At 70.2% G+C, this 18,840-nt stretch carries 23 protein-coding genes; 18 read left to right on the top strand and 5 right to left on the bottom strand.

Going from position 1 to position 18,840, the window contains the following annotated elements; translation table 11 throughout:
* Positions 1 to 528 precede the first annotated feature (528 nt).
* The 3 genes from ACIQ9E_RS17570 to ACIQ9E_RS17560 form a co-directional block, all read right to left on the bottom strand.
* On the bottom strand, positions 529 to 753 hold the full coding sequence (locus tag ACIQ9E_RS17570; protein ID WP_403707739.1) for a hypothetical protein: 225 nt from the start codon (positions 751 to 753) through the stop codon (positions 529 to 531).
* Positions 750 to 1,394, bottom strand: coding sequence for a hypothetical protein (locus ACIQ9E_RS17565; RefSeq protein ID WP_403707737.1), 645 nt, complete (start codon positions 1,392 to 1,394; stop codon positions 750 to 752). The genes ACIQ9E_RS17570 and ACIQ9E_RS17565 overlap by 4 nt, the downstream gene beginning before the upstream one ends.
* Before the next feature lie 148 nt (positions 1,395 to 1,542).
* Complete coding sequence (locus tag ACIQ9E_RS17560; protein ID WP_403707735.1) at positions 1,543 to 1,851, bottom strand: WhiB family transcriptional regulator; 309 nt, start codon at positions 1,849 to 1,851, stop codon at positions 1,543 to 1,545.
* Between the two features lie 194 nt (positions 1,852 to 2,045).
* Here ACIQ9E_RS17560 and ACIQ9E_RS17555 point away from each other — a divergent pair, with 194 nt between their 5' ends.
* The 6 genes from ACIQ9E_RS17555 to tuf all read left to right on the top strand — a co-directional run bounded on the left by ACIQ9E_RS17555 (position 2,046) and on the right by tuf (position 8,757).
* Entirely contained in the window at positions 2,046 to 2,489 is a 444-nt protein-coding gene (locus ACIQ9E_RS17555; RefSeq protein ID WP_403707733.1) for a helix-turn-helix domain-containing protein, read from the top strand.
* Positions 2,490 to 3,293: 804 nt separating this feature from the next.
* Positions 3,294 to 4,040: a hypothetical protein gene (locus ACIQ9E_RS17550; RefSeq protein WP_403707731.1), complete on the top strand. Its 747-nt coding sequence runs from the start codon at positions 3,294 to 3,296 to the stop codon at positions 4,038 to 4,040.
* A 361-nt stretch (positions 4,041 to 4,401) separates the two neighbouring features.
* Positions 4,402 to 4,773, top strand: coding sequence for a 30S ribosomal protein S12 (rpsL, locus tag ACIQ9E_RS17545; protein ID WP_003948652.1), 372 nt, complete (start codon positions 4,402 to 4,404; stop codon positions 4,771 to 4,773).
* A gap of 2 nt (positions 4,774 to 4,775) precedes the next feature.
* A complete protein-coding gene (gene rpsG, locus ACIQ9E_RS17540) occupies positions 4,776 to 5,246 on the top strand; it encodes a 30S ribosomal protein S7 (RefSeq protein WP_006347241.1) in 471 nt (156 codons plus the stop codon).
* 38 nt (positions 5,247 to 5,284) lie between these two features.
* Positions 5,285 to 7,411, top strand: coding sequence for an elongation factor G (gene fusA, locus ACIQ9E_RS17535; RefSeq protein ID WP_403707729.1), 2,127 nt, complete (start codon positions 5,285 to 5,287; stop codon positions 7,409 to 7,411).
* Positions 7,412 to 7,563: 152 nt separating this feature from the next.
* Entirely contained in the window at positions 7,564 to 8,757 is a 1,194-nt protein-coding gene (tuf, locus tag ACIQ9E_RS17530; protein ID WP_403707727.1) for an elongation factor Tu, read from the top strand.
* 196 nt (positions 8,758 to 8,953) lie between these two features.
* Here the strand turns inward: tuf and ACIQ9E_RS17525 are convergent, their stop codons facing one another.
* The gene (locus ACIQ9E_RS17525; RefSeq protein WP_403707725.1) at positions 8,954 to 11,149 is read right to left on the bottom strand and encodes a PIG-L family deacetylase; all 2,196 of its coding nucleotides are present in this window, start codon (positions 11,147 to 11,149) and stop codon (positions 8,954 to 8,956) included.
* Between the two features lie 299 nt (positions 11,150 to 11,448).
* Positions 11,449 to 12,345 carry a hypothetical protein gene (locus tag ACIQ9E_RS17520; protein WP_403707723.1) on the bottom strand — a complete coding sequence of 299 codons (897 nt, stop codon included), beginning with the start codon at positions 12,343 to 12,345 and terminating at the stop codon, positions 11,449 to 11,451.
* Positions 12,346 to 13,072: 727 nt separating this feature from the next.
* Here ACIQ9E_RS17520 and rpsJ point away from each other — a divergent pair.
* The 12 genes from rpsJ to rplN all read left to right on the top strand — a co-directional run bounded on the left by rpsJ (position 13,073) and on the right by rplN (position 18,838).
* A complete protein-coding gene (gene rpsJ, locus ACIQ9E_RS17515) occupies positions 13,073 to 13,381 on the top strand; it encodes a 30S ribosomal protein S10 (protein ID WP_003948644.1) in 309 nt (102 codons plus the stop codon).
* 14 nt (positions 13,382 to 13,395) lie between these two features.
* Entirely contained in the window at positions 13,396 to 14,040 is a 645-nt protein-coding gene (rplC, locus tag ACIQ9E_RS17510; protein WP_006347233.1) for a 50S ribosomal protein L3, read from the top strand.
* A gap of 6 nt (positions 14,041 to 14,046) precedes the next feature.
* Positions 14,047 to 14,700 carry a 50S ribosomal protein L4 gene (rplD, locus tag ACIQ9E_RS17505; RefSeq protein WP_006347232.1) on the top strand — a complete coding sequence of 218 codons (654 nt, stop codon included), beginning with the start codon at positions 14,047 to 14,049 and terminating at the stop codon, positions 14,698 to 14,700.
* Positions 14,700 to 15,032 (top strand): 50S ribosomal protein L23, encoded by a 333-nt coding sequence (gene rplW, locus ACIQ9E_RS17500; RefSeq protein ID WP_006347231.1) that lies wholly within the window; start codon positions 14,700 to 14,702, stop codon positions 15,030 to 15,032. The genes rplD and rplW overlap by 1 nt, the downstream gene beginning before the upstream one ends.
* A gap of 51 nt (positions 15,033 to 15,083) precedes the next feature.
* Positions 15,084 to 15,920: a 50S ribosomal protein L2 gene (rplB, locus tag ACIQ9E_RS17495; protein WP_403707720.1), complete on the top strand. Its 837-nt coding sequence runs from the start codon at positions 15,084 to 15,086 to the stop codon at positions 15,918 to 15,920.
* 12 nt (positions 15,921 to 15,932) lie between these two features.
* Entirely contained in the window at positions 15,933 to 16,214 is a 282-nt protein-coding gene (gene rpsS, locus ACIQ9E_RS17490) for a 30S ribosomal protein S19 (RefSeq protein ID WP_003948639.1), read from the top strand.
* 52 nt (positions 16,215 to 16,266) lie between these two features.
* Positions 16,267 to 16,614: a 50S ribosomal protein L22 gene (gene rplV, locus ACIQ9E_RS17485; RefSeq protein WP_006347229.1), complete on the top strand. Its 348-nt coding sequence runs from the start codon at positions 16,267 to 16,269 to the stop codon at positions 16,612 to 16,614.
* Positions 16,614 to 17,444: a 30S ribosomal protein S3 gene (gene rpsC / locus ACIQ9E_RS17480; protein ID WP_366256969.1), complete on the top strand. Its 831-nt coding sequence runs from the start codon at positions 16,614 to 16,616 to the stop codon at positions 17,442 to 17,444. Before rplV ends, rpsC begins: the two co-directional genes overlap by 1 nt.
* A gap of 5 nt (positions 17,445 to 17,449) precedes the next feature.
* Positions 17,450 to 17,869 (top strand): 50S ribosomal protein L16, encoded by a 420-nt coding sequence (gene rplP, locus ACIQ9E_RS17475; protein WP_146481841.1) that lies wholly within the window; start codon positions 17,450 to 17,452, stop codon positions 17,867 to 17,869.
* Positions 17,869 to 18,093, top strand: a complete 225-nt coding sequence (gene rpmC, locus ACIQ9E_RS17470) for a 50S ribosomal protein L29 (RefSeq protein WP_006347226.1) — start codon at positions 17,869 to 17,871, stop codon at positions 18,091 to 18,093. Before rplP ends, rpmC begins: the two co-directional genes overlap by 1 nt.
* The gene (rpsQ, locus tag ACIQ9E_RS17465) at positions 18,093 to 18,371 is read left to right on the top strand and encodes a 30S ribosomal protein S17 (RefSeq protein WP_006347225.1); all 279 of its coding nucleotides are present in this window, start codon (positions 18,093 to 18,095) and stop codon (positions 18,369 to 18,371) included. The genes rpmC and rpsQ overlap by 1 nt, the downstream gene beginning before the upstream one ends.
* Positions 18,372 to 18,469: 98 nt before the next feature.
* Positions 18,470 to 18,838 carry a 50S ribosomal protein L14 gene (gene rplN, locus ACIQ9E_RS17460; protein WP_003956455.1) on the top strand — a complete coding sequence of 123 codons (369 nt, stop codon included), beginning with the start codon at positions 18,470 to 18,472 and terminating at the stop codon, positions 18,836 to 18,838.
* Positions 18,839 to 18,840 lie beyond the last annotated feature (2 nt).

The raw sequence follows: 18,840 nt of genomic DNA, 5'->3' as shown, positions 1-18,840 counted from the left end.
GCGTTCGGCGTGTGTACGGCCGTTCCGGCGGCCCGTCCCGGCGGGAACCGGCGGAGAACGGCGGCGGAGCCGGGCCCGGGAGGGAGATCCGGAGGGATACGGGCACAGCTCCGCCGCTGCACCTATCGTGATCGACTGCGCGCGAGAGCGCAACTAATTCGTGCGGGCGCGCACAGAAAAGAGGCGGCCACCCCGTGCTGGGGTGGCCGCCTCTTTCCCTTCGGGGTGGGCAGGGCCGGATGCGGGCGTACGGTTCGGCGCGGGCGCCGGATGCGGGGGCTGCGAGCGGCCGGGGCCGCGCGAGGCGGACGTACCCGGGGCGGGGCCGGGGGGCCGCCCCGGTCCGCCGGGGCCGCCCGCGGGCGCGGCCGTATGCCGCGGACGGGCACCTGGCCGTGGGTCTCCCGGGGGCTCCGGGGGCGCGCCCCGGGCGGCCGATGGTCACGGCGCCCATCGGCGGGGCCGGGCGCCGGGCGGGCCGGGGTCGCCCGGAGCCGTACCCCTCGGACGACGCGCGGGCGCGGACCGTCAGCGGCGTCTGGTGGCGCGTTCCGCCGCGAAGACGTCCTCCAGGCGGTAGAGCCCGGCGCGGCCCCGGCGGCCCGCCGGGGCCAGCTGCCCCAGCTGGACCCACTTGCGGATGGTCGCCGGAACGACCCCGGCCTCCGCCGCGGCCAGCGCGCCGGTGATCAGCGGCCCCGCGGCCGGAGCGGACCGCTCCGCCGGGCCCGGGGCCCGTACCGCCGCGGTCATCGGCGGACGCCTTCCGCCGCCGCGTCCATCGCCGCGGAGACCGTCCGCCAGTCCGTGCCGGGCGGGGTTCCGGGCGGCGGGCCGCCGGCCGACTCGTGCCAGGTGTGGCGGTACGCCGGATCCGTACCGCAGAGGCACTCCGCCGTCCCGCAGCGGCAGCCCGGGTTCACACAGAGCACCGCGCGGCGGTCCGGGAAGGCCCGCAGCGATACCGAATCGCACCAGGGGCAGCGTCCGCCGACCCGGACCACCGGCTCCGGATCCCCGAGCGCCCGGCCGCACCGGCCGGTCATCCGCCGGGCCTCGTCGCGTACGTGCTCCGCGAGATCGGGGTGGGCGTCGACCTCGTCCAGCAGGGCGGCGATCCGGGCCAGCCGCTGCGGCACCCGGGCATGCCGGGGGCGTCCGAGCCGGAGCCGGTCGTGCACCGCCTCGTCGAGTTCGACGACGCCGTCGGTGATATCGCGTACGGCGTCCGAGACGTGCAGCCGCAGCGGGGCGGACGGCCCGCCGGACGGGCGGCGTCCGGCCCCCGGCACGGACGGCGAGCGCCTGCCGGGCGCCAGCTCCGTCAGCAGTTCGGGGAACCGGCGGTGGAGCGTTTCGATGTAGACGGCTGCGTCCTGGGTGGCCGTGTTCAAGGGTGCCTCCTGCTGGTGGACCTCGTGTGCCTCGTGGACTCCGACGGGCGTCCGGGGCCGGGTGGGGTGCCTACCGCACGGCCCGTAGCGGACACCGGGGATGCGTTGGCTTCGGGTACGTCCGGGTAAGGGGAAGTGAATGCGCGGGTCACGCCGGTCGCGCCGGCCCGTCGGCGGGGCTGCCCTCCGAGGCAACGTGCGATGGCGCAACATAATGGCCGCGTAGCCGCACCAGTCGTCCGTTACGCCAGAGGCGCCCGGCGCTGACACCGTCGAAGTAGCTTTCGGCCGGGGCGACCGACTCCTCGCAGCGGCGGGCTACCGGACAGCGTCGGCACGCTTCCAGTGCAGGTCGGGCCTCTGCCTCTCGGCGGGCGAAGACGATCTGCGGCGGCAGTCCGGCACAGGCGGCCGCGGTGCGCCACCGCGGCGAGGCAGGCGATTCGGGCACGGGCATACGGCGCCTCCAGGCGTACGGCAAGACTGTTGCGACTCCGCACGGTGGCATGTTGCGAGTGCGCCCGCAACTAACTTGGATACCGGTCCGCCCGTGGGGCCCGAAGTGTCAGGGTGTGGGAGTGCGCAATCACGTAATTCCTTGCGCGCAAGCGCGATAGTCTGAGGGTCGCTTCGGAGGGAGGCGACCCGAATATGACAGCCAGTGGCCTGGAACCGTTCGCCACCTGGATCGAAGACCTCATCCGCCGCCGTGGATACGACATCGACAGCCCGCGCGGCGGAGGCAAATCGCGGCTGGCCGACGAAGCCGGAGTGCACCGCGCCGCGATCACCCGGCTGCTCCAGCGGCAGTCCATGCCGGACCTGGAGACGACCCGGCGCCTCGCCCAGGTGCTCGATGTGCCCGTACGGGACATGCTCATCCGCTCGGGCCGGCTCACCGAGGACGATCTCCCGCTCCCGCAGACCCCGGAGGCGGGGGCCGCGGCGGTGCCGGGGGAGCGCCGGCTGACGCTGGAGGAGGCCGCCGCGGGGTTGGGCGTGCCGGCCGACCAGCGGGAGATGTTCATCCGGGTGGCGGGCCAGTTCCTGCCCCCCGAACCGGCGAGACGGCGCGCGCCGATCGCCAAGGACTGAGGCGGGCCCGGGTCGCGGGGTGCCGGGGTGGCCGCCCGCCGGGACGGAGGGCCGGGGAGCCCACCCCTCGCCCGGCCCGGTGCCGAGTCCTGCCGTACGGCACCTGAGCGGGCCCGGCGCGTACGGTTGCCGGCTCCGGCGGCCTTCCGGCGCGGCCCTTCCGGAAGCCGACCGGCCCGGCGCGCCCCGGCCCCGGGGCGCCCCGGGGCCGCGGCCGCAAGCAGCGCCGTCCCGCCCGCAGAGCCGGGGCCCTCGGTCCCCGCTGCGGGCCATCGCCGGTCGACGCGGCTCCCCCCGGCGCCGGTCGGTCCGGCGCGCCCCGCGGCGCAAGGCCCGGCCCGGAGCGTCCGGAGCGCGCGGTACCGGCTTCTCCGGGCGCCCGGTCCGTGGCGCGGGGCCCCAGTGCCCCCGTAGGCCCCACTCGCCCGCGTAGGCCCGCCCACCCCGCCGGGCGAGTGCGTCCCCACCGCCCCCGCCCGCCCCCACCGCCCCCGCCCGCCCCCACCGGCCAGTGCGTCTCCGCCGGGCCGGTGCGTCGCGTCCCCGCCCGTCCAGTGCGCCCCGCCGGGCCCGCCCGCTGTCGTCCCGGCGGCCGGGTCGCCCACACCGCGCGGAGAGCCGGGCTCCGGGGCTTCCCCGTCCGGCCGAAACCGGCTGTCAGTAAGCTGTCACCACCTGTTCCCCCGCATTTACGCAGGCCGGACACCCGTACGACGCGGGACCGGGCACACGGGCGTCCCCCGGGGCGTTCTCGTCGTACGGCACACGGGCAGGCGGTCAGTGGACGACGGGGGTGAGGCGGGCATGTCCGAGCGCGAGCGTTCGGCGGGGCGGGCGGCGGCGGCCGCGGCGGCTGCGGCGTCCGCACCGTCCGCCTCCCGGCTCCCCGGCACCCCGCCCGACGAGGACATGGCCGGACTGCTCGCCCTGGTCGGGCGCCTGCTGGAAGCCCACTCCCCGGACCGGATAGCCGTGCTGCTGTGCGAGGAACTCGACCGCAGGGAGGTCGAGGCGTACGCCATGGGCTGGCGGGACGCCGCCGCCGAGTACGCCCCCGCTCTGGAGGAGGCGCTCGCCGCGGCCGCCGGCCGCCCGCTCCGGCTCGTCGACCGCACCCCGGGACAGGCCGCCGTCATCCCCTTTCCGCAGGGCTTCCAGGGCCCGTCGGGGCCCGGCGCCGGCCACGGGGACACGGGGGAGGGCCGGACCGCGGAACGGGAGCCCGCCAGGGGGCGGCCGAACCGGGGCCGCCGCCCCCGTACCGGAGTACCCGACCGGGGCGGCGAGCAGCCCGGGGACGCCGAGGAAGCCAAGGGTGCCAAGGGCGCGGAGGGCCCGGCGCCGGAACGGTCCGGCGGTTCCCTGCCCGAGGCGGACGGGACCGCGCAGCCCCGCCCCCAGCCCGCCTTCGCCGCGAAGCGCCGCACCTCGAAGGTGCCGACGATCCCCCCGCTCGGGACGGTCCGCCGCCCGCCGCGCGAACCGGAGCCACCCGCCGGAACGCCCCCCGGGGACACCCCGGCCGGGGATCCGGACCGCCCCGGGCCGTAAGGGCCGCCAGCCCGGTACGGCGACGGGCCCGGCCCCCTCCGGGAGCCCCCGGCCCGGCCCGGCCCCGTACCGCTCCGTGATCGGCCCCAAGGGGGAGTTCCGCGGCATCCCGCGAGGTCCGGACCGCGTGGGCATTTGTTTTGACCCAGGTCCGTGCGATAGGTACGCTCAGACCTTGTGCCTGGGGTGTGCCTGGGCTCCTGTGCGTGTCCTCAACCGCATATGAGCCCCTCGAACGGCCACCGCAATCTGCGCCCTCTCCGCTCTGCGGAGGAGCCCCGCAGCTTCGACACACCCGACCGCGTGGGTCGGTGACGTTTCAGGTTAGTTTCACGATCGGCACACAGAAACCGGAGAAGTAGTGCCTACGATCCAGCAGTTGGTCCGCAAGGGCCGGCAGGACAAGGTCGAGAAGAACAAGACGCCCGCACTGGAGGGTTCGCCCCAGCGCCGCGGCGTCTGCACGCGTGTGTTCACGACCACCCCGAAGAAGCCGAACTCGGCGCTCCGTAAGGTCGCGCGTGTGCGTCTGACCTCTGGCATCGAGGTCACGGCCTACATCCCGGGTGAGGGACACAACCTGCAGGAGCACTCCATCGTGCTCGTGCGTGGTGGCCGTGTGAAGGACCTGCCGGGTGTTCGTTACAAGATCATCCGCGGTTCGCTCGACACCCAGGGTGTCAAGAACCGCAAGCAGGCCCGCAGCCGCTACGGCGCCAAGAAGGAGAAGTAAGAATGCCTCGTAAGGGCCCCGCCCCGAAGCGCCCGGTCATCATCGACCCGGTCTACGGCTCTCCTCTGGTGACGTCGCTCATCAACAAGATCCTGCTGAACGGCAAGCGCTCCACCGCCGAGCGGATCGTCTACGGCGCCATGGAGGGTCTTCGCGAGAAGACCGGCGCCGACCCGGTCATCACGCTGAAGCGTGCGCTGGAGAACGTCAAGCCGTCCCTCGAGGTCAAGTCCCGCCGTGTCGGTGGTGCGACCTACCAGGTGCCGATTGAGGTCAAGCCCGGCCGCGCCTCCACCCTCGCGCTGCGCTGGGTCGTGGGTTACTCCCGCGCCCGCCGCGAGAAGACCATGACCGAGCGCCTCATGAACGAGCTGCTGGACGCCTCGAACGGCCTCGGCGCTTCGGTCAAGAAGCGTGAGGACACGCACAAGATGGCCGAGTCCAACAAGGCCTTCGCGCACTACCGCTGGTAGTCGCTACCCCCATCGAGACCGAGAGAAGACTGAGCCATATGGCCACCACTTCGCTTGACCTGGCCAAGGTCCGCAACATTGGGATCATGGCCCACATCGACGCGGGCAAGACGACGACCACCGAGCGCATCCTGTTTTACACCGGTGTGAGCTACAAGATCGGTGAGGTCCACGACGGCGCTGCCACGATGGACTGGATGGAGCAGGAGCAGGAGCGCGGCATCACCATCACGTCCGCCGCGACGACCTGCCACTGGCCGCTCGAGGACGTCGATCACACGATCAACATCATCGACACCCCGGGCCACGTCGACTTCACCGTCGAGGTGGAGCGTTCGCTCCGCGTCCTCGACGGCGCCGTGACCGTCTTCGACGGTGTCGCCGGTGTCGAGCCGCAGTCCGAGACCGTCTGGCGTCAGGCGGACCGCTACGGCGTGCCGCGTATCTGCTTCGTCAACAAGCTCGACCGCACCGGTGCCGAGTTCCACCGCTGCGTCGACATGATCAGCGACCGCCTGGGCGCGACGCCGATCGTGATGCAGCTCCCGATCGGTGCCGAGGCCGACTTCAAGGGCGTCGTCGACCTGGTCACCATGAAGGCGTTCGTCTGGTCCGCCGAGGCGACCAAGGGCGAGATGTACGACATCGTCGACATCCCGGCCACCCACACCGAGGCTGCCGAGGAGTACCGCGGCAAGCTTCTGGAGACCGTGGCCGAGAACGACGACGAGCTGATGGAGCTGTACCTGAACGGCGAAGAGCCGTCGGTGGAGCAGCTCTACGCGGCGATCCGTCGTATCACCATCGCCTCCGGCAAGTCCAAGGACACCACGGTCACCCCGGTGTTCTGCGGTACCGCGTTCAAGAACAAGGGCGTCCAGCCCCTGCTCGACGCGGTTGTGCGCTACCTCCCCTCCCCCCTGGACGTCGAGGCCATCGAGGGCCACGACGTGAAGGACGCGGAGCTGGTCGTCAAGCGCAAGCCGTCCGACGACGAGCCGCTGTCGGCGCTGGCGTTCAAGATCATGAGCGACCCGCACCTCGGCAAGCTCACGTTCGTGCGCGTCTACTCCGGCCGTCTGGAGTCCGGCACGGCGGTGCTGAACTCCGTGAAGGGCCGCAAGGAGCGCATCGGCAAGATCTACCGTATGCACGCCAACAAGCGTGAGGAGATCGAGTCGGTGGGCGCCGGCGACATCGTCGCCGTCATGGGCCTGAAGCAGACCACCACCGGTGAGACGCTCGCGGACGAGAAGAACCCGGTGATCCTGGAGTCCATGGACTTCCCGGCGCCGGTCATCGAGGTCGCGATCGAGCCCAAGTCCAAGGGCGACCAGGAGAAGCTGGGTGTCGCCATCCAGCGTCTCGCGGAGGAGGACCCCTCCTTCCAGGTTCACACCAACGAGGAGACCGGCCAGACCGTCATCGGCGGTATGGGCGAGCTTCACCTCGAGGTGCTGGTCGACCGCATGCGCCGCGAGTTCAAGGTCGAGGCCAACGTCGGCAAGCCGCAGGTCGCGTACCGCGAGACGATCCGCAAGGCCGTCGAGCGCGTGGACTACACCCACAAGAAGCAGACCGGTGGTACCGGTCAGTTCGCCAAGGTGCAGATCGCGATCGAGCCGATCGAGAGCGGCGACGCCTCGTACGAGTTCGTGAACAAGGTCACCGGTGGCCGCATCCCCAAGGAGTACATCCCCTCGGTGGACGCGGGTGCGCAGGAGGCCATGCAGTTCGGCATCCTGGCGGGCTACGAGATGACGGGTGTTCGCATCACGCTCATCGACGGTGCCTACCACGAGGTCGACTCCTCCGAGCTGGCCTTCAAGATCGCCGGTTCGCAGGCCTTCAAGGAGGCCGCGCGCAAGGCAAGCCCCGTGCTTCTTGAGCCGATGATGGCCGTCGAGGTCACCACGCCCGAGGACTACATGGGCGATGTCATCGGTGACATCAACTCCCGCCGTGGCCAGATCCAGGCCATGGAGGAGCGGGCCGGTGCCCGGGTCGTCAAGGGCCTGGTGCCGCTCTCGGAGATGTTCGGCTACGTCGGCGACCTCCGCAGCAAGACGTCGGGTCGCGCGAGCTACTCGATGCAGTTCGACTCCTACGCCGAGGTTCCCCGGAACGTCGCCGAGGAGATCATCGCGAAGGCCAAGGGCGAGTAACTCACCCGAGTTCACGCTTTAGGCTTGTTCCCGGAGCTCTTGGGGCATTTCCTGCCGGACCGGCGGGAAGTGCCCCGGGCCCCGGTATCCCAGCAAAGATCACCTGGCGCCGATGAGTAAGGCGTACAGAACCACTCCACAGGAGGACCCCAGTGGCGAAGGCGAAGTTCGAGCGGACTAAGCCGCACGTCAACATCGGCACCATCGGTCACATCGACCACGGTAAGACGACCCTTACGGCCGCCATTACCAAGGTGCTGCACGACAAGTACCCGGACCTGAACGAGGCCTCGGCCTTCGACCAGATCGACAAGGCGCCCGAAGAGCGTCAGCGCGGTATCACCATCTCCATCGCGCACGTCGAGTACCAGACGGAGTCGCGTCACTACGCGCACGTCGACTGCCCGGGTCACGCGGACTACATCAAGAACATGATCACCGGTGCCGCGCAGATGGACGGCGCCATCCTCGTGGTCGCCGCCACCGACGGCCCGATGCCGCAGACCAAGGAGCACGTGCTCCTGGCCCGCCAGGTCGGCGTTCCGTACATCGTCGTCGCCCTGAACAAGGCCGACATGGTGGACGACGAGGAGATCCTGGAGCTCGTCGAGCTCGAGGTCCGTGAGCTCCTCTCCGAGTACGAGTTCCCGGGCGACGACCTGCCGGTCGTCAAGGTCTCGGCGCTCAAGGCGCTCGAGGGCGACAAGGAGTGGGGCGAGTCCGTCCTCAACCTGATGAACGCCGTCGACGAGGCCATCCCGCAGCCCGAGCGTGACGTCGACAAGCCGTTCCTGATGCCGATCGAGGACGTCTTCACGATCACCGGTCGTGGCACCGTCGTCACCGGCCGTATCGAGCGTGGTGTCCTCAAGGTCAACGAGACCGTCGACATCGTCGGCATCAAGACCGAGAAGACCACCACCACGGTCACCGGCATCGAGATGTTCCGCAAGCTGCTCGACGAGGGCCAGGCCGGTGAGAACGTCGGTCTGCTCCTCCGTGGCATCAAGCGCGAGGACGTCGAGCGCGGCCAGGTCATCATCAAGCCCGGTTCGGTCACGCCGCACACCGAGTTCGAGGCCCAGGCCTACATCCTGTCGAAGGACGAGGGTGGCCGTCACACCCCGTTCTTCAACAACTACCGCCCGCAGTTCTACTTCCGTACCACGGACGTGACCGGCGTCGTGACCCTCCCCGAGGGCACCGAGATGGTCATGCCGGGCGACAACACCACCATGACCGTCGAGCTGATCCAGCCCGTCGCCATGGAGGAGGGCCTGAAGTTCGCCATCCGTGAGGGTGGCCGGACCGTCGGCGCCGGCCAGGTCATCAAGATCACGAAGTAAGTGGTCCGACCTGGTAGCTCCTGAACGAGCTGCACAGAAGAGGCCCCGCACCGAAAGGTGCGGGGCCTTTTCGCTGTGCGGCGGGCGGCGGGCGGCGGGGGTTCCGGGCCGGGGGCGCCCGGACGGGGCAGGCGGGACGCGCGTACGGTACGGGCGGGCCCGGCACCGGCGGGCCCGCCCTCCGCTCAGGATCCGCTCAGCGGGCCCGGACGGGGGCCGTCGCCGTACCCACCGGGTGCATCACCCAGGGCTGGGCCGCCGCATCCATTCCGACCGCCGCCACCGACGAGCCCGCCACGACCAGGCACGGGGAGTCGAGGGAGCCCGGCCGCCGGACCCCGCCGGTGCGGCCGACGAGCTGGACCCGTCCCGTACCGTCCCGTCCCACCAGGACCGGAGCCCCCGCGACCGAGACCGCGCCCACGGGACCGTACCCGTCCATGCCGGCCGTCGTCCGCACCGGGGCCGCCGGGGCTCCGGAGTCACCGTGCCCGGCTTCGGCTTCGGCTTCGCCCGGCCCGTCGAGGGTCACGGAGATCAGCCGGGCGGAGGCGGGCCTGCGGTAGTACAGCTCGATCCGGCCCATGGGCAGCGGTACGGCGGTCACCTCGTCGCCCGGCGTCGGCAGCGCACCGCCGCTGCCGGCCCGGAAGGTGACCGGAGCACCGGGCCCGTCCTGCGTCCAGTGGTGCACCCCGCGCCGGGCCGCGGCGAAGACGTGCACCCGGCCCTCGCTGTCCGCGATCGCCGACAGACCGTCCTGGACGTCCGATCCGCCGAGGTCGTGCCAGCCGCCCCAGGACCCGTCGGCCGCCCGGATCCGGCTGCTGATCCCCTTGTCCGCGTTCCGTACGAACAGATGCACCCGCCCGTCGCCCCCGGTCACCGCCACCGGAACGCCGATGCGGCGGCTGCGGTCGTCGGTGTGCTCCGGATTGCCGAGCCCCTTCCAGGCGCGGAAACCGCCGCCGCGTACGGTCTGCTCCAGCAGGACGATCTCCCGCCGGTTCTCCGCACCCCGGCCCCCGATCGCGGCGAACCGCAGCCCGAACAGCAGCAGCCGCCCATCGGGGAGCGCGGTCTGCCCGAGTACGGGCGCCAGCGGACCCCCGCCGAGATCGGTGGGCTCCGTCCACCGCCGGCTGCCGGGCGCGGTCTCCCGCCAGCGCACCGCGCGCAGCCCGAGGACGCCGTACGCGGTGAGCCGTCCGTCCTTCTCCGCGACCGCGACCGGGCGCCGGCCCGGATAGCGGTGGTGGGTGGAGCGGACCCAGCCCTTCTTGTTGCGCAGCGGCCGTACGCCGCCGACGGCGTAGTCGCCGCAGCCGGACGGGTTCCCGCACGCCCACCCGGGGTCGCCGCCGTACGGGACGAGGTGGGATGCCTTGGCCTTGAGCAGCTGCGGCGGCAGGTTCTTCGGCCAGTGCCGGTTGTAGTAGCCGCGGAAGGACGTCGCCACGAAGCCGGGCACCCGGCCGCCGTCGCCGGTCGCGTCCCGCACCCAGCGGATCATCGCGGCCCAGCTGAAGCAGGCGGTCGCGGTGTGGTCGCCGTGGTCGGAGTAGCCGGGCTGCTCCGAGTCCTTCTTCCGGGTCGGCTCGTCGCTGTGCTGGATGTCCGGATCCGGGTCCAGCGTCTGGACGACCGTCGGCCGGTACTGCTCCATCAGCCCGACGAGGACGTCGATCAGACCGTCGTAGGTGTACGGGGAGCTGCGGCGCAGCGGCGAGTCCGCGGGGACCACGCTCTGGACGCCGATACCGCCCCGGTCCTTCCACAGTCCGGGCAGCGCGTTGCGGCGCCGCCGGGTGTGCATCGGCAGATTGAGGAAGATCAGCTCGACGCGGCGGTCGCCGTGGGTGAGGGTGTTGATCTCCGCCTGCCGGTCGCCGCGCAGCGCGGCCACTCCCTTGGTCCACGGGGTGAACTTGTCGAGTCCGAGCAGGGTGGCGTAGGCCTGCCGCAGGCCCTGGTGGCGGGCGGAGGCGTAGGCGGGCCGGTCGGCGGCGGGCGGAGCGGCGGAGCCCGGTATCAGGTTCCGTCCGTTGTGCTCGCCCGCGGTGACGTACACGCAGACCAGCGGCACGCCCGCGGCCAGCATCTGCTCGGTGTCCGGGTTCATGAAGTACAGGTCGTCGTCCGGGTGGGCGAGGATCTGCATCAGCTGGGCCCGGCGGGTGCCCGCTATGGGCATCCCGGGCGCGGGGTCCGCGGTCGGTACGGAGCCCCGGCCGGGCGGCATCGAACAGCCCGTGGCGCCCGCGCCGATGCCGATGAGCACCGACAGCGCGGCGACCACCGTACGGCGCCGGGGGCGGCGCGCCCCACCGTTCCCGCCCCGGTCCGGGGCGTCACCGGGATGCACCGGGGCAGGGGTGATTGCTGCGTGCATATTGTTCTGCTCCGTCCGCTCCCCGGCAGCGGGCAGGCTGCCCCCGTGGGCGTGCTGAAGGCCGTTCCGGTGATGTGTTCGATCTGGCGAAAGGGCTGGTCGGACCGCTCCCGCGATCATCTAGACGGATAATCGTGAGTTGAGGTTGCCCCTGCGCGCGGCAATCCGCGACTTTTGCTGCGCCGGGGGTGTCATGGGGTGTACGGACCCGGCGGAAGGCCCTCGCGCGCTCCCTCGCACACGACAGCGCCGCACCGGCCCGGAGCCGGTGCGGCGCTGTGACGGTGATGCGGAGGGGGTCAGTCCCCGGGCTCGTACTCCTCGATGAACAGCTCTTCGGCGCTGGTGACCGTGAGCACCCGGTCCCACCAGACGTCGAGCACATCGAGGTCGGAGCAGTCCGCGATCCGCTCGCGGTGGTCGTCGGCGATCGGGAGGCCCCGCTTCTCCAGCACGCTGAGGATCAGCCGGGAGCGTTCGTTGGCGACGCCCTTCAGGAACGACTTCTCCAGCATGGTTCCCCGGCCGGGGAAGTACGTGCCTACGGCCATCAGATTCCTCCAGTGAGCTCCGGCCGGGGTGTCCCCCAGGCCGATTTCCAGCAGTTCGGTGAAGTAGTCACCGGATTCGCCGTCGGCTGCGGCGGATCCGAGCGCGGAGGCCAGCGCCTCCAGTATGGCGTTGGAGTCCGGGTGGGTGGTATGGGTCATCGCGGAGAGGGTGGCGAGCGCGAGGTGCTTTCGCGCCTCCTGCGCGCTGGTGATCACCGGCAGGTTCTCCGGGCCCAGGACCATGGGGCGGGTGCTGAGCGCGGTCCACCCCTCCACCCCGGTGGTGAAGGGCCCGGCGGCCCACCGTGCCGTGGCCCGGTCCCGGCAGACGACCAGGAGCAGGGCCGGCATCCGGTGCTTCGCCGCGAGGTAGGCGAGGTAGTACGTCCAGCTCGCGGCCTTCTCCGGATCGCGCCGGCTCTGGGCCTCGACGGCCAGCAGGAACCGCTCGCCGTCGGACGACTCGACCCGCAGCAGACTGTCGACCCGGCGTTCGAGCGGACGGATCTCGGTGACGTCGCCCGTGAGCACCTCGACGGAGGTCTTGTCGGGCAGGGGGACGCTCAGGGCCCGGAAGACCGGGGCGAGCAGTTCGGGTCGCTCCTGGAAGATCCGGTGCGCGGCCTCGTGGGAGGAAGTGACCATGGCGGGGACGCTAGGGCCGCTCGGGTCGTATATTCATGTCGGTGACTGCATCTTCATGCGAACGGGTGATCGCCGGTCGCACGGTTGACGGAGCCGTCGGCGGTGGGGTGCACCGGCTCCATCGACGCCGGGACGCCGAAGTGGTCCGAGGGGTACAGACCGTCGGAGTCCGGAACGGTGCCGGTCGGGACCGCACGGGCGGTCCGGTGGCGGCCCCGCAGGACGACGCGGCCGATCCGGCCCGGCAGCCCGGCCAGGGAGTGTGGAATCCGGGGGCCGTAGGGGCTCGCCCGGGTGCGCCGAGGTTTGACAAGGGAAGCCCTCGGGGTACTCTTTCCGGCTCGATTGGCCAGGTCGCCGACCCGTGTGGCAGACTGTCCGGGTTGCTCGGTTGAGTGCCGATGCTGCGCGCCTCCCGCCGGGAGGACCGGAAGCGAGTCCCACAGTACTCGTCGTCCCAACTGCCCCGAAGGCCGTCAGGCCCCAGGGCAGCGCTGGGACGGACGTACGGGAATCTTCCGGGAAGTGTCAGCGGGGTACCGGCCAGGCACCCGGTGGGTGGTTCTCCCCCGGCGCGCGGGCCAGGCCCGCACCCCCTTGGTTGGGATGTCCTGCGGACATCTGCGTAGAGGGAGTGCGACACGCCCGACCGCGTGGGTCGGAGAGAGCCGCATCAGCCCTCCGGGTTCCAGAGCGTTTACACACGAGACAGGACTACTGAGTAGCCATGGCGGGACAGAAGATCCGCATTCGGCTCAAGGCCTACGACCACGAGGTCATCGACTCCTCGGCGAAGAAGATCGTCGAGACGGTGACGCGTACTGGTGCGTCGGTCGCGGGCCCGGTGCCGCTGCCCACTGAGAAGAACGTGTACTGCGTCATCAAGTCGCCGCACAAGTACAAGGACTCGCGCGAGCACTTCGAGATGCGTACGCACAAGCGCCTGATCGACATCCTCGACCCGACGCCCAAGACCGTTGACTCGCTGATGCGCCTGGACCTTCCGGCCGGCGTTGACATCGAGATCAAGCTCTGAGAGGCGCGGAAGAGATGGCAAAGCAGATCAAGGGCGTCCTGGGCGAGAAGCTCGGCATGACCCAGGTCTGGGACGACAACAACCGTGTCGTCCCGGTGACCGTCGTCAAGGCCGGGCCGTGTGTCGTGACCCAGGTCCGTACCAACGACCGCGACGGCTACGAGTCGGTCCAGATCGCCTTCGGCGAGATCGACCCGCGCAAGGTGAACAAGCCCCTCAAGGGCCACTTCGCCAAGGCCGACGTGACCCCCCGCCGCCACCTGGTGGAGCTCCGTACCTCCGACGCCGCCGAGTACACGCTCGGCCAGGAGATCACGGCCGAGGTGTTCGAGTCCGGCGTCAAGGTCGACGTCACGGGCAAGAGCAAGGGCAAGGGCTTCGCCGGTGTCATGAAGCGTCACAACTTCAAGGGCCTCGGCGCCGGTCACGGCACCCAGCGCAAGCACCGCTCGCCCGGTTCCATCGGTGGCTGCGCCACCCCGGGCCGTGTGTTCAAGGGCCTCCGCATGGCGGGCCGCATGGGCAACGAGCGGGTCACCACCCAGAACCTGACCGTTCACGCCGTTGACGCGGAGAAGGGCCTGCTGCTCATCAAGGGCGCGGTTCCTGGTCCGAACGGCGGCCTCGTCCTGGTCCGCACCGCGGCCAAGGGGGCCTAAGGGACTATGAGCACCATTGACATTCTGTCGCCCGCGGGCGACAAGACCGGGACCGTCGAGCTCCCGGCCGAGATCTTCGACGCCAAGGTCAGCATCCCGCTGATCCACCAGGTCGTCGTCGCGCAGCTCGCCGCTGCCCGCCAGGGCACGCACAAGGTGAAGACGCGTGGCGAGGTCCGTGGTGGTGGCAAGAAGCCGTACCGCCAGAAGGGCACCGGCCGCGCCCGTCAGGGTTCGACCCGCGCCCCGCAGTTCGCCGGCGGTGGCGTCGTCCACGGCCCCGTGCCGCGTGACTACTCGCAGCGGACCCCCAAGAAGATGAAGGCCGCCGCCCTGCGCGGTGCCCTCTCCGACCGGGCCCGCCACTCCCGCATTCACGTCGTCTCCGGCGTGATCGAGGGTGAGATCTCCACCAAGGCCGCCAAGACGCTGTTCGGCAAGATCTCGGAGCGCAAGAACCTGCTCCTGGTCGCCGACCGCTCCGACGAGGCCGCGTGGCTGTCCGCCCGCAACCTGCCCCAGGTGCACATCCTGGAGCCGGGCCAGCTGAACACGTACGACGTGCTCGTCTCCGACGACGTGGTCTTCACTCAGGCCGCTTTCGAGTCCTTCGTGTCCGGGCCCGCCAAGGCCGTCGAGACCGAAGGGAGCGACGCCTGATGTCCGAGAACACCACGGCTGTCGTCACCAGCAAGACCTTCACGGACCCGCGCGACCTCCTGGTCAAGCCGGTGGTTTCCGAGAAGAGCTACGCGCTGCTGGACGAGAACAAGTACACGTTCGTCGTCGACCCGCGCGCCAACAAGACCCAGATCAAGCAGGCCGTCGAGGCGGTCTTCTCGGTCAAGGTCACCGGGGTCAACACGATCAACCGCCAGGGCAAGCGCAAGCGCACCCGCACCGGTTTCGGCAAGCGTGCCAACACCAAGCGCGCCATCGTGACCCTCGCCGAGGGCGACCGTATCGACATCTTCGGCGGTCCGACCTCCTGACGGAGGTTGGAGCGTCTGGATAGTCCGGATTCTTCCGAGGACTGAGAGACAATGGGTATCCGCAAGTACAAGCCGACGACCCCGGGCCGTCGTGGCTCCAGCGTCGCCGACTTCGTCGAGATCACGCGGTCCACGCCGGAGAAGTCGCTGGTCCGCCCCCTGCACAGCAAGGGCGGCCGTAACAACACCGGTCGTGTGACCGTCCGCCACCAGGGCGGTGGCCACAAGCGCGCCTACCGAGTGATCGACTTCCGTCGTCACGACAAGGACGGCGTGCCGGCGAAGGTCGCGCACATCGAGTACGACCCGAACCGCACCGCGCGCATCGCGCTGCTCCACTACGCGGACGGCGAGAAGCGCTACATCATCGCCCCCCGTGGCCTGAGCCAGGGCGACCGGATCGAGAACGGTCCGGGCGCCGACATCAAGCCCGGCAACAACCTGGCGCTGCGCAACATCCCGGTCGGTACGACCATCCACGCCATCGAGCTGCGGCCCGGCGGCGGCGCGAAGTTCGCCCGTTCCGCGGGTGCCTCCGTGCAGCTGCTGGCGAAGGAGGGCCCGATGGCCCACCTGCGCATGCCGTCCGGCGAGATCCGCCTGGTCGACGTCCGCTGCCGCGCCACGATCGGCGAGGTCGGCAACGCCGAGCAGTCGAACATCAACTGGGGCAAGGCCGGCCGGATGCGCTGGAAGGGCGTCCGCCCGACCGTCCGCGGTGTCGCGATGAACCCGGTTGACCACCCGCACGGTGGTGGTGAGGGCAAGACCTCCGGTGGACGCCACCCGGTCAGCCCGTGGGGTCAGAAGGAGGGTCGTACTCGTTCTCCCAAGAAGGCGAGCAACAAGTACATCGTCCGCCGCCGCAAGACGAACAAGAAGCGCTAGGAGCGGGTTTAGATGCCGCGCAGTCTCAAGAAGGGGCCCTTCGTCGACGACCACCTGATCAAGAAGGTGGACGTCCAGAACGAAGCAGGCACCAAGAACGTCATCAAGACCTGGTCCCGTCGCTCGATGATCGTCCCGGCCATGCTGGGCCACACGATCGCGGTGCACAACGGCAAGACCCACATCCCGGTGTTCGTCACCGAGTCGATGGTCGGCCACAAGCTCGGCGAGTTCTCGCCGACGCGCACCTTCCGCGGCCACGTCAAGGACGACCGGAAGTCGAAGCGCCGCTAATCGCGGGGTGTGAACGACTATGACGAACGTGTCAGACACTGAAGGGACAACCATGGAAGCCAGGGCCCAGGCGCGGTACATCCGCGTCACGCCCATGAAGGCCCGCCGCGTGGTGGACCTCATCCGTGGCATGGACGCCACGGAGGCTCAGGCGGTCCTGCGTTTCGCCCCGCAGGCCGCGAGCGAGCCCGTCGGCAAGGTGCTGGACAGCGCCATCGCCAACGCCGCGCACAACTACGACCACCCCGACGCCTCTTCGCTGTTCATCAGCGAGGCGTACGTGGACGAGGGCCCGACCCTGAAGCGGTTCCGGCCGCGCGCCCAGGGCCGCGCCTACCGGATCCGTAAGCGGACCAGCCACATCACCGTGGTCGTCAGCAGCAAGGAAGGAACCCGGTAATGGGCCAGAAGGTTAACCCGCATGGGTTCCGGCTCGGCATCACCACGGACTTCAAGTCCCGCTGGTACGCCGACAAGCTGTACAAGGACTACGTCAAGGAAGACGTCGCCATCCGCCGGATGATGACGTCCGGCATGGAGCGCGCCGGCATCTCCAAGGTCGAGATCGAGCGCACCCGTGACCGTGTGCGGGTGGACATCCACACCGCGCGTCCGGGCATCGTCATCGGCCGCCGCGGCGCCGAGGCCGACCGCATCCGCGGCGACCTGGAGAAGCTCACCGGCAAGCAGGTGCAGCTGAACATCCTCGAGGTCAAGAACCCCGAGGTGGACGCTCAGCTCGTGGCCCAGGCCGTGGCCGAGCAGCTCTCCTCCCGCGTGTCCTTCCGCCGCGCCATGCGGAAGAGCATGCAGTCCGCCATGAAGGCGGGCGCCAAGGGCATCAAGATCCAGTGCGGTGGCCGCCTCGGCGGCGCCGAGATGTCCCGCTCGGAGTTCTACCGCGAGGGCCGTGTGCCGCTGCACACGCTCCGTGCGAACGTCGAGTACGGCTTCTTCGAGGCCAAGACCACCTTCGGCCGTATCGGCGTGAAGGTCTGGATCTACAAGGGCGACGTCAAGAACATCGCCGAGGTCCGCGCCGAGAACGCCGCTGCCCGCGCCGGCAACCGCCCGGCCCGTGGCGGCGCCGACCGCCCGGCCGGCCGTGGTGGCCGTGGTGGCGAGCGTGGCGGCCGCGGCCGCAAGCCGCAGCAGAACGCCGCTGCCGAGGCCCCCAAGGCCGACGCCGCTGCCGCTGCTCCGGCTGAGAGCACCGGAACGGAGGCCTGACCGAAATGCTGATCCCCCGTAGGGTCAAGCACCGCAAGCAGCACCACCCCAAGCGCAGTGGTATGGCCAAGGGTGGTACGACGGTTGCGTTCGGCGAGTACGGCATCCAGGCCCTCACGCCGGCGTACGTGACCAACCGCCAGATCGAGGCGGCTCGTATCGCGATGACCCGCCACATCAAGCGTGGCGGCAAGGTCTGGATCAACATCTACCCGGACCGTCCGCTGACGAAGAAGCCCGCCGAGACCCGCATGGGTTCCGGTAAGGGTTCCCCCGAGTGGTGGATCGCGAACGTCAAGCCCGGACGGGTGATGTTCGAGCTGTCCTACCCGAACGAGAAGACTGCTCGTGAGGCGCTTACCCGCGCTGCTCACAAGCTTCCGATGAAGTGCCGCATCGTTCGGCGCGAGGCAGGTGAGGCGTGATGTCGGCCGGAACCAAGGCGTCCGAGCTGCGCGAGCTGGGCAACGAGGAGCTGGTGAACAAGCTCCGCGAGGCCAAGGAAGAGCTGTTCAACCTCCGCTTCCAGGCGGCGACGGGCCAGCTTGAGAACCACGGCCGGCTGAAGGCCGTCCGAAAGGACATCGCGCGGATCTACACCCTGATGCGCGAGCGTGAGCTGGGCATCGAAACGGTGGAGAGCGCCTGATGAGCGAGAACAACGTGACTGAGAACGAGCGCAACGCGCGGAAGACCCGTGAGGGTCTGGTCGTCAGCGACAAGATGGACAAGACCGTCGTCGTCGCCGTCGAGGACCGCGTCAAGCACGCTCTGTACGGCAAGGTCATCCGCCGTACGAACAAGCTCAAGGCCCACGACGAGCAGAACGCTGCCGGCGTCGGCGACCGCGTCCTCCTGATGGAGACCCGGAAGCTGTCCGCCACCAAGCACTGGCGCGTCGTCGAGATCCTCGAGAAGGCCAAGTAATCGCCCGAGGGCTTTCCCTCGGGTCAGTTCCGCCAGGCTCCGGGGGCCGCTTCTCGAAGCGGCCCCCGGGGAACCGGCAGACAAACAGGAGATAAGACGTGATCCAGCAGGAGTCGCGGCTGCGTGTCGCCGACAACACTGGTGCCAAGGAGATCCTTTGCATCCGTGTTCTCGGTGGTTCGGGCCGCCGCTACGCGGGCATCGGTGACGTCATCGTCGCCACCGTCAAGGACGCGATCCCCGGTGGCAACGTGAAGAAGGGTGACGTCGTCAAGGCGGTCATCGTTCGCACCGTCAAGGAGCGCCGCCGCCAGGACGGCTCGTACATCCGCTTCGACGAGAACGCCGCCGTCATTCTGAAGAACGACGGCGACCCTCGCGGCACCCGTATCTTCGGCCCGGTGGGCCGTGAGCTGCGCGAGAAGAAGTTCATGAAGATCATCTCGCTCGCGCCGGAGGTGCTGTAAGC

The sequence above is a fragment of the Streptomyces sp. NPDC094448 genome, from assembly GCF_044763775.1.
In the GTDB taxonomy this organism is placed as follows: domain Bacteria; phylum Actinomycetota; class Actinomycetes; order Streptomycetales; family Streptomycetaceae; genus Streptomyces.
Note: the sequence above shows the minus strand (reverse complement) of the source record. Positions and strands in the feature narration are given on the sequence as shown.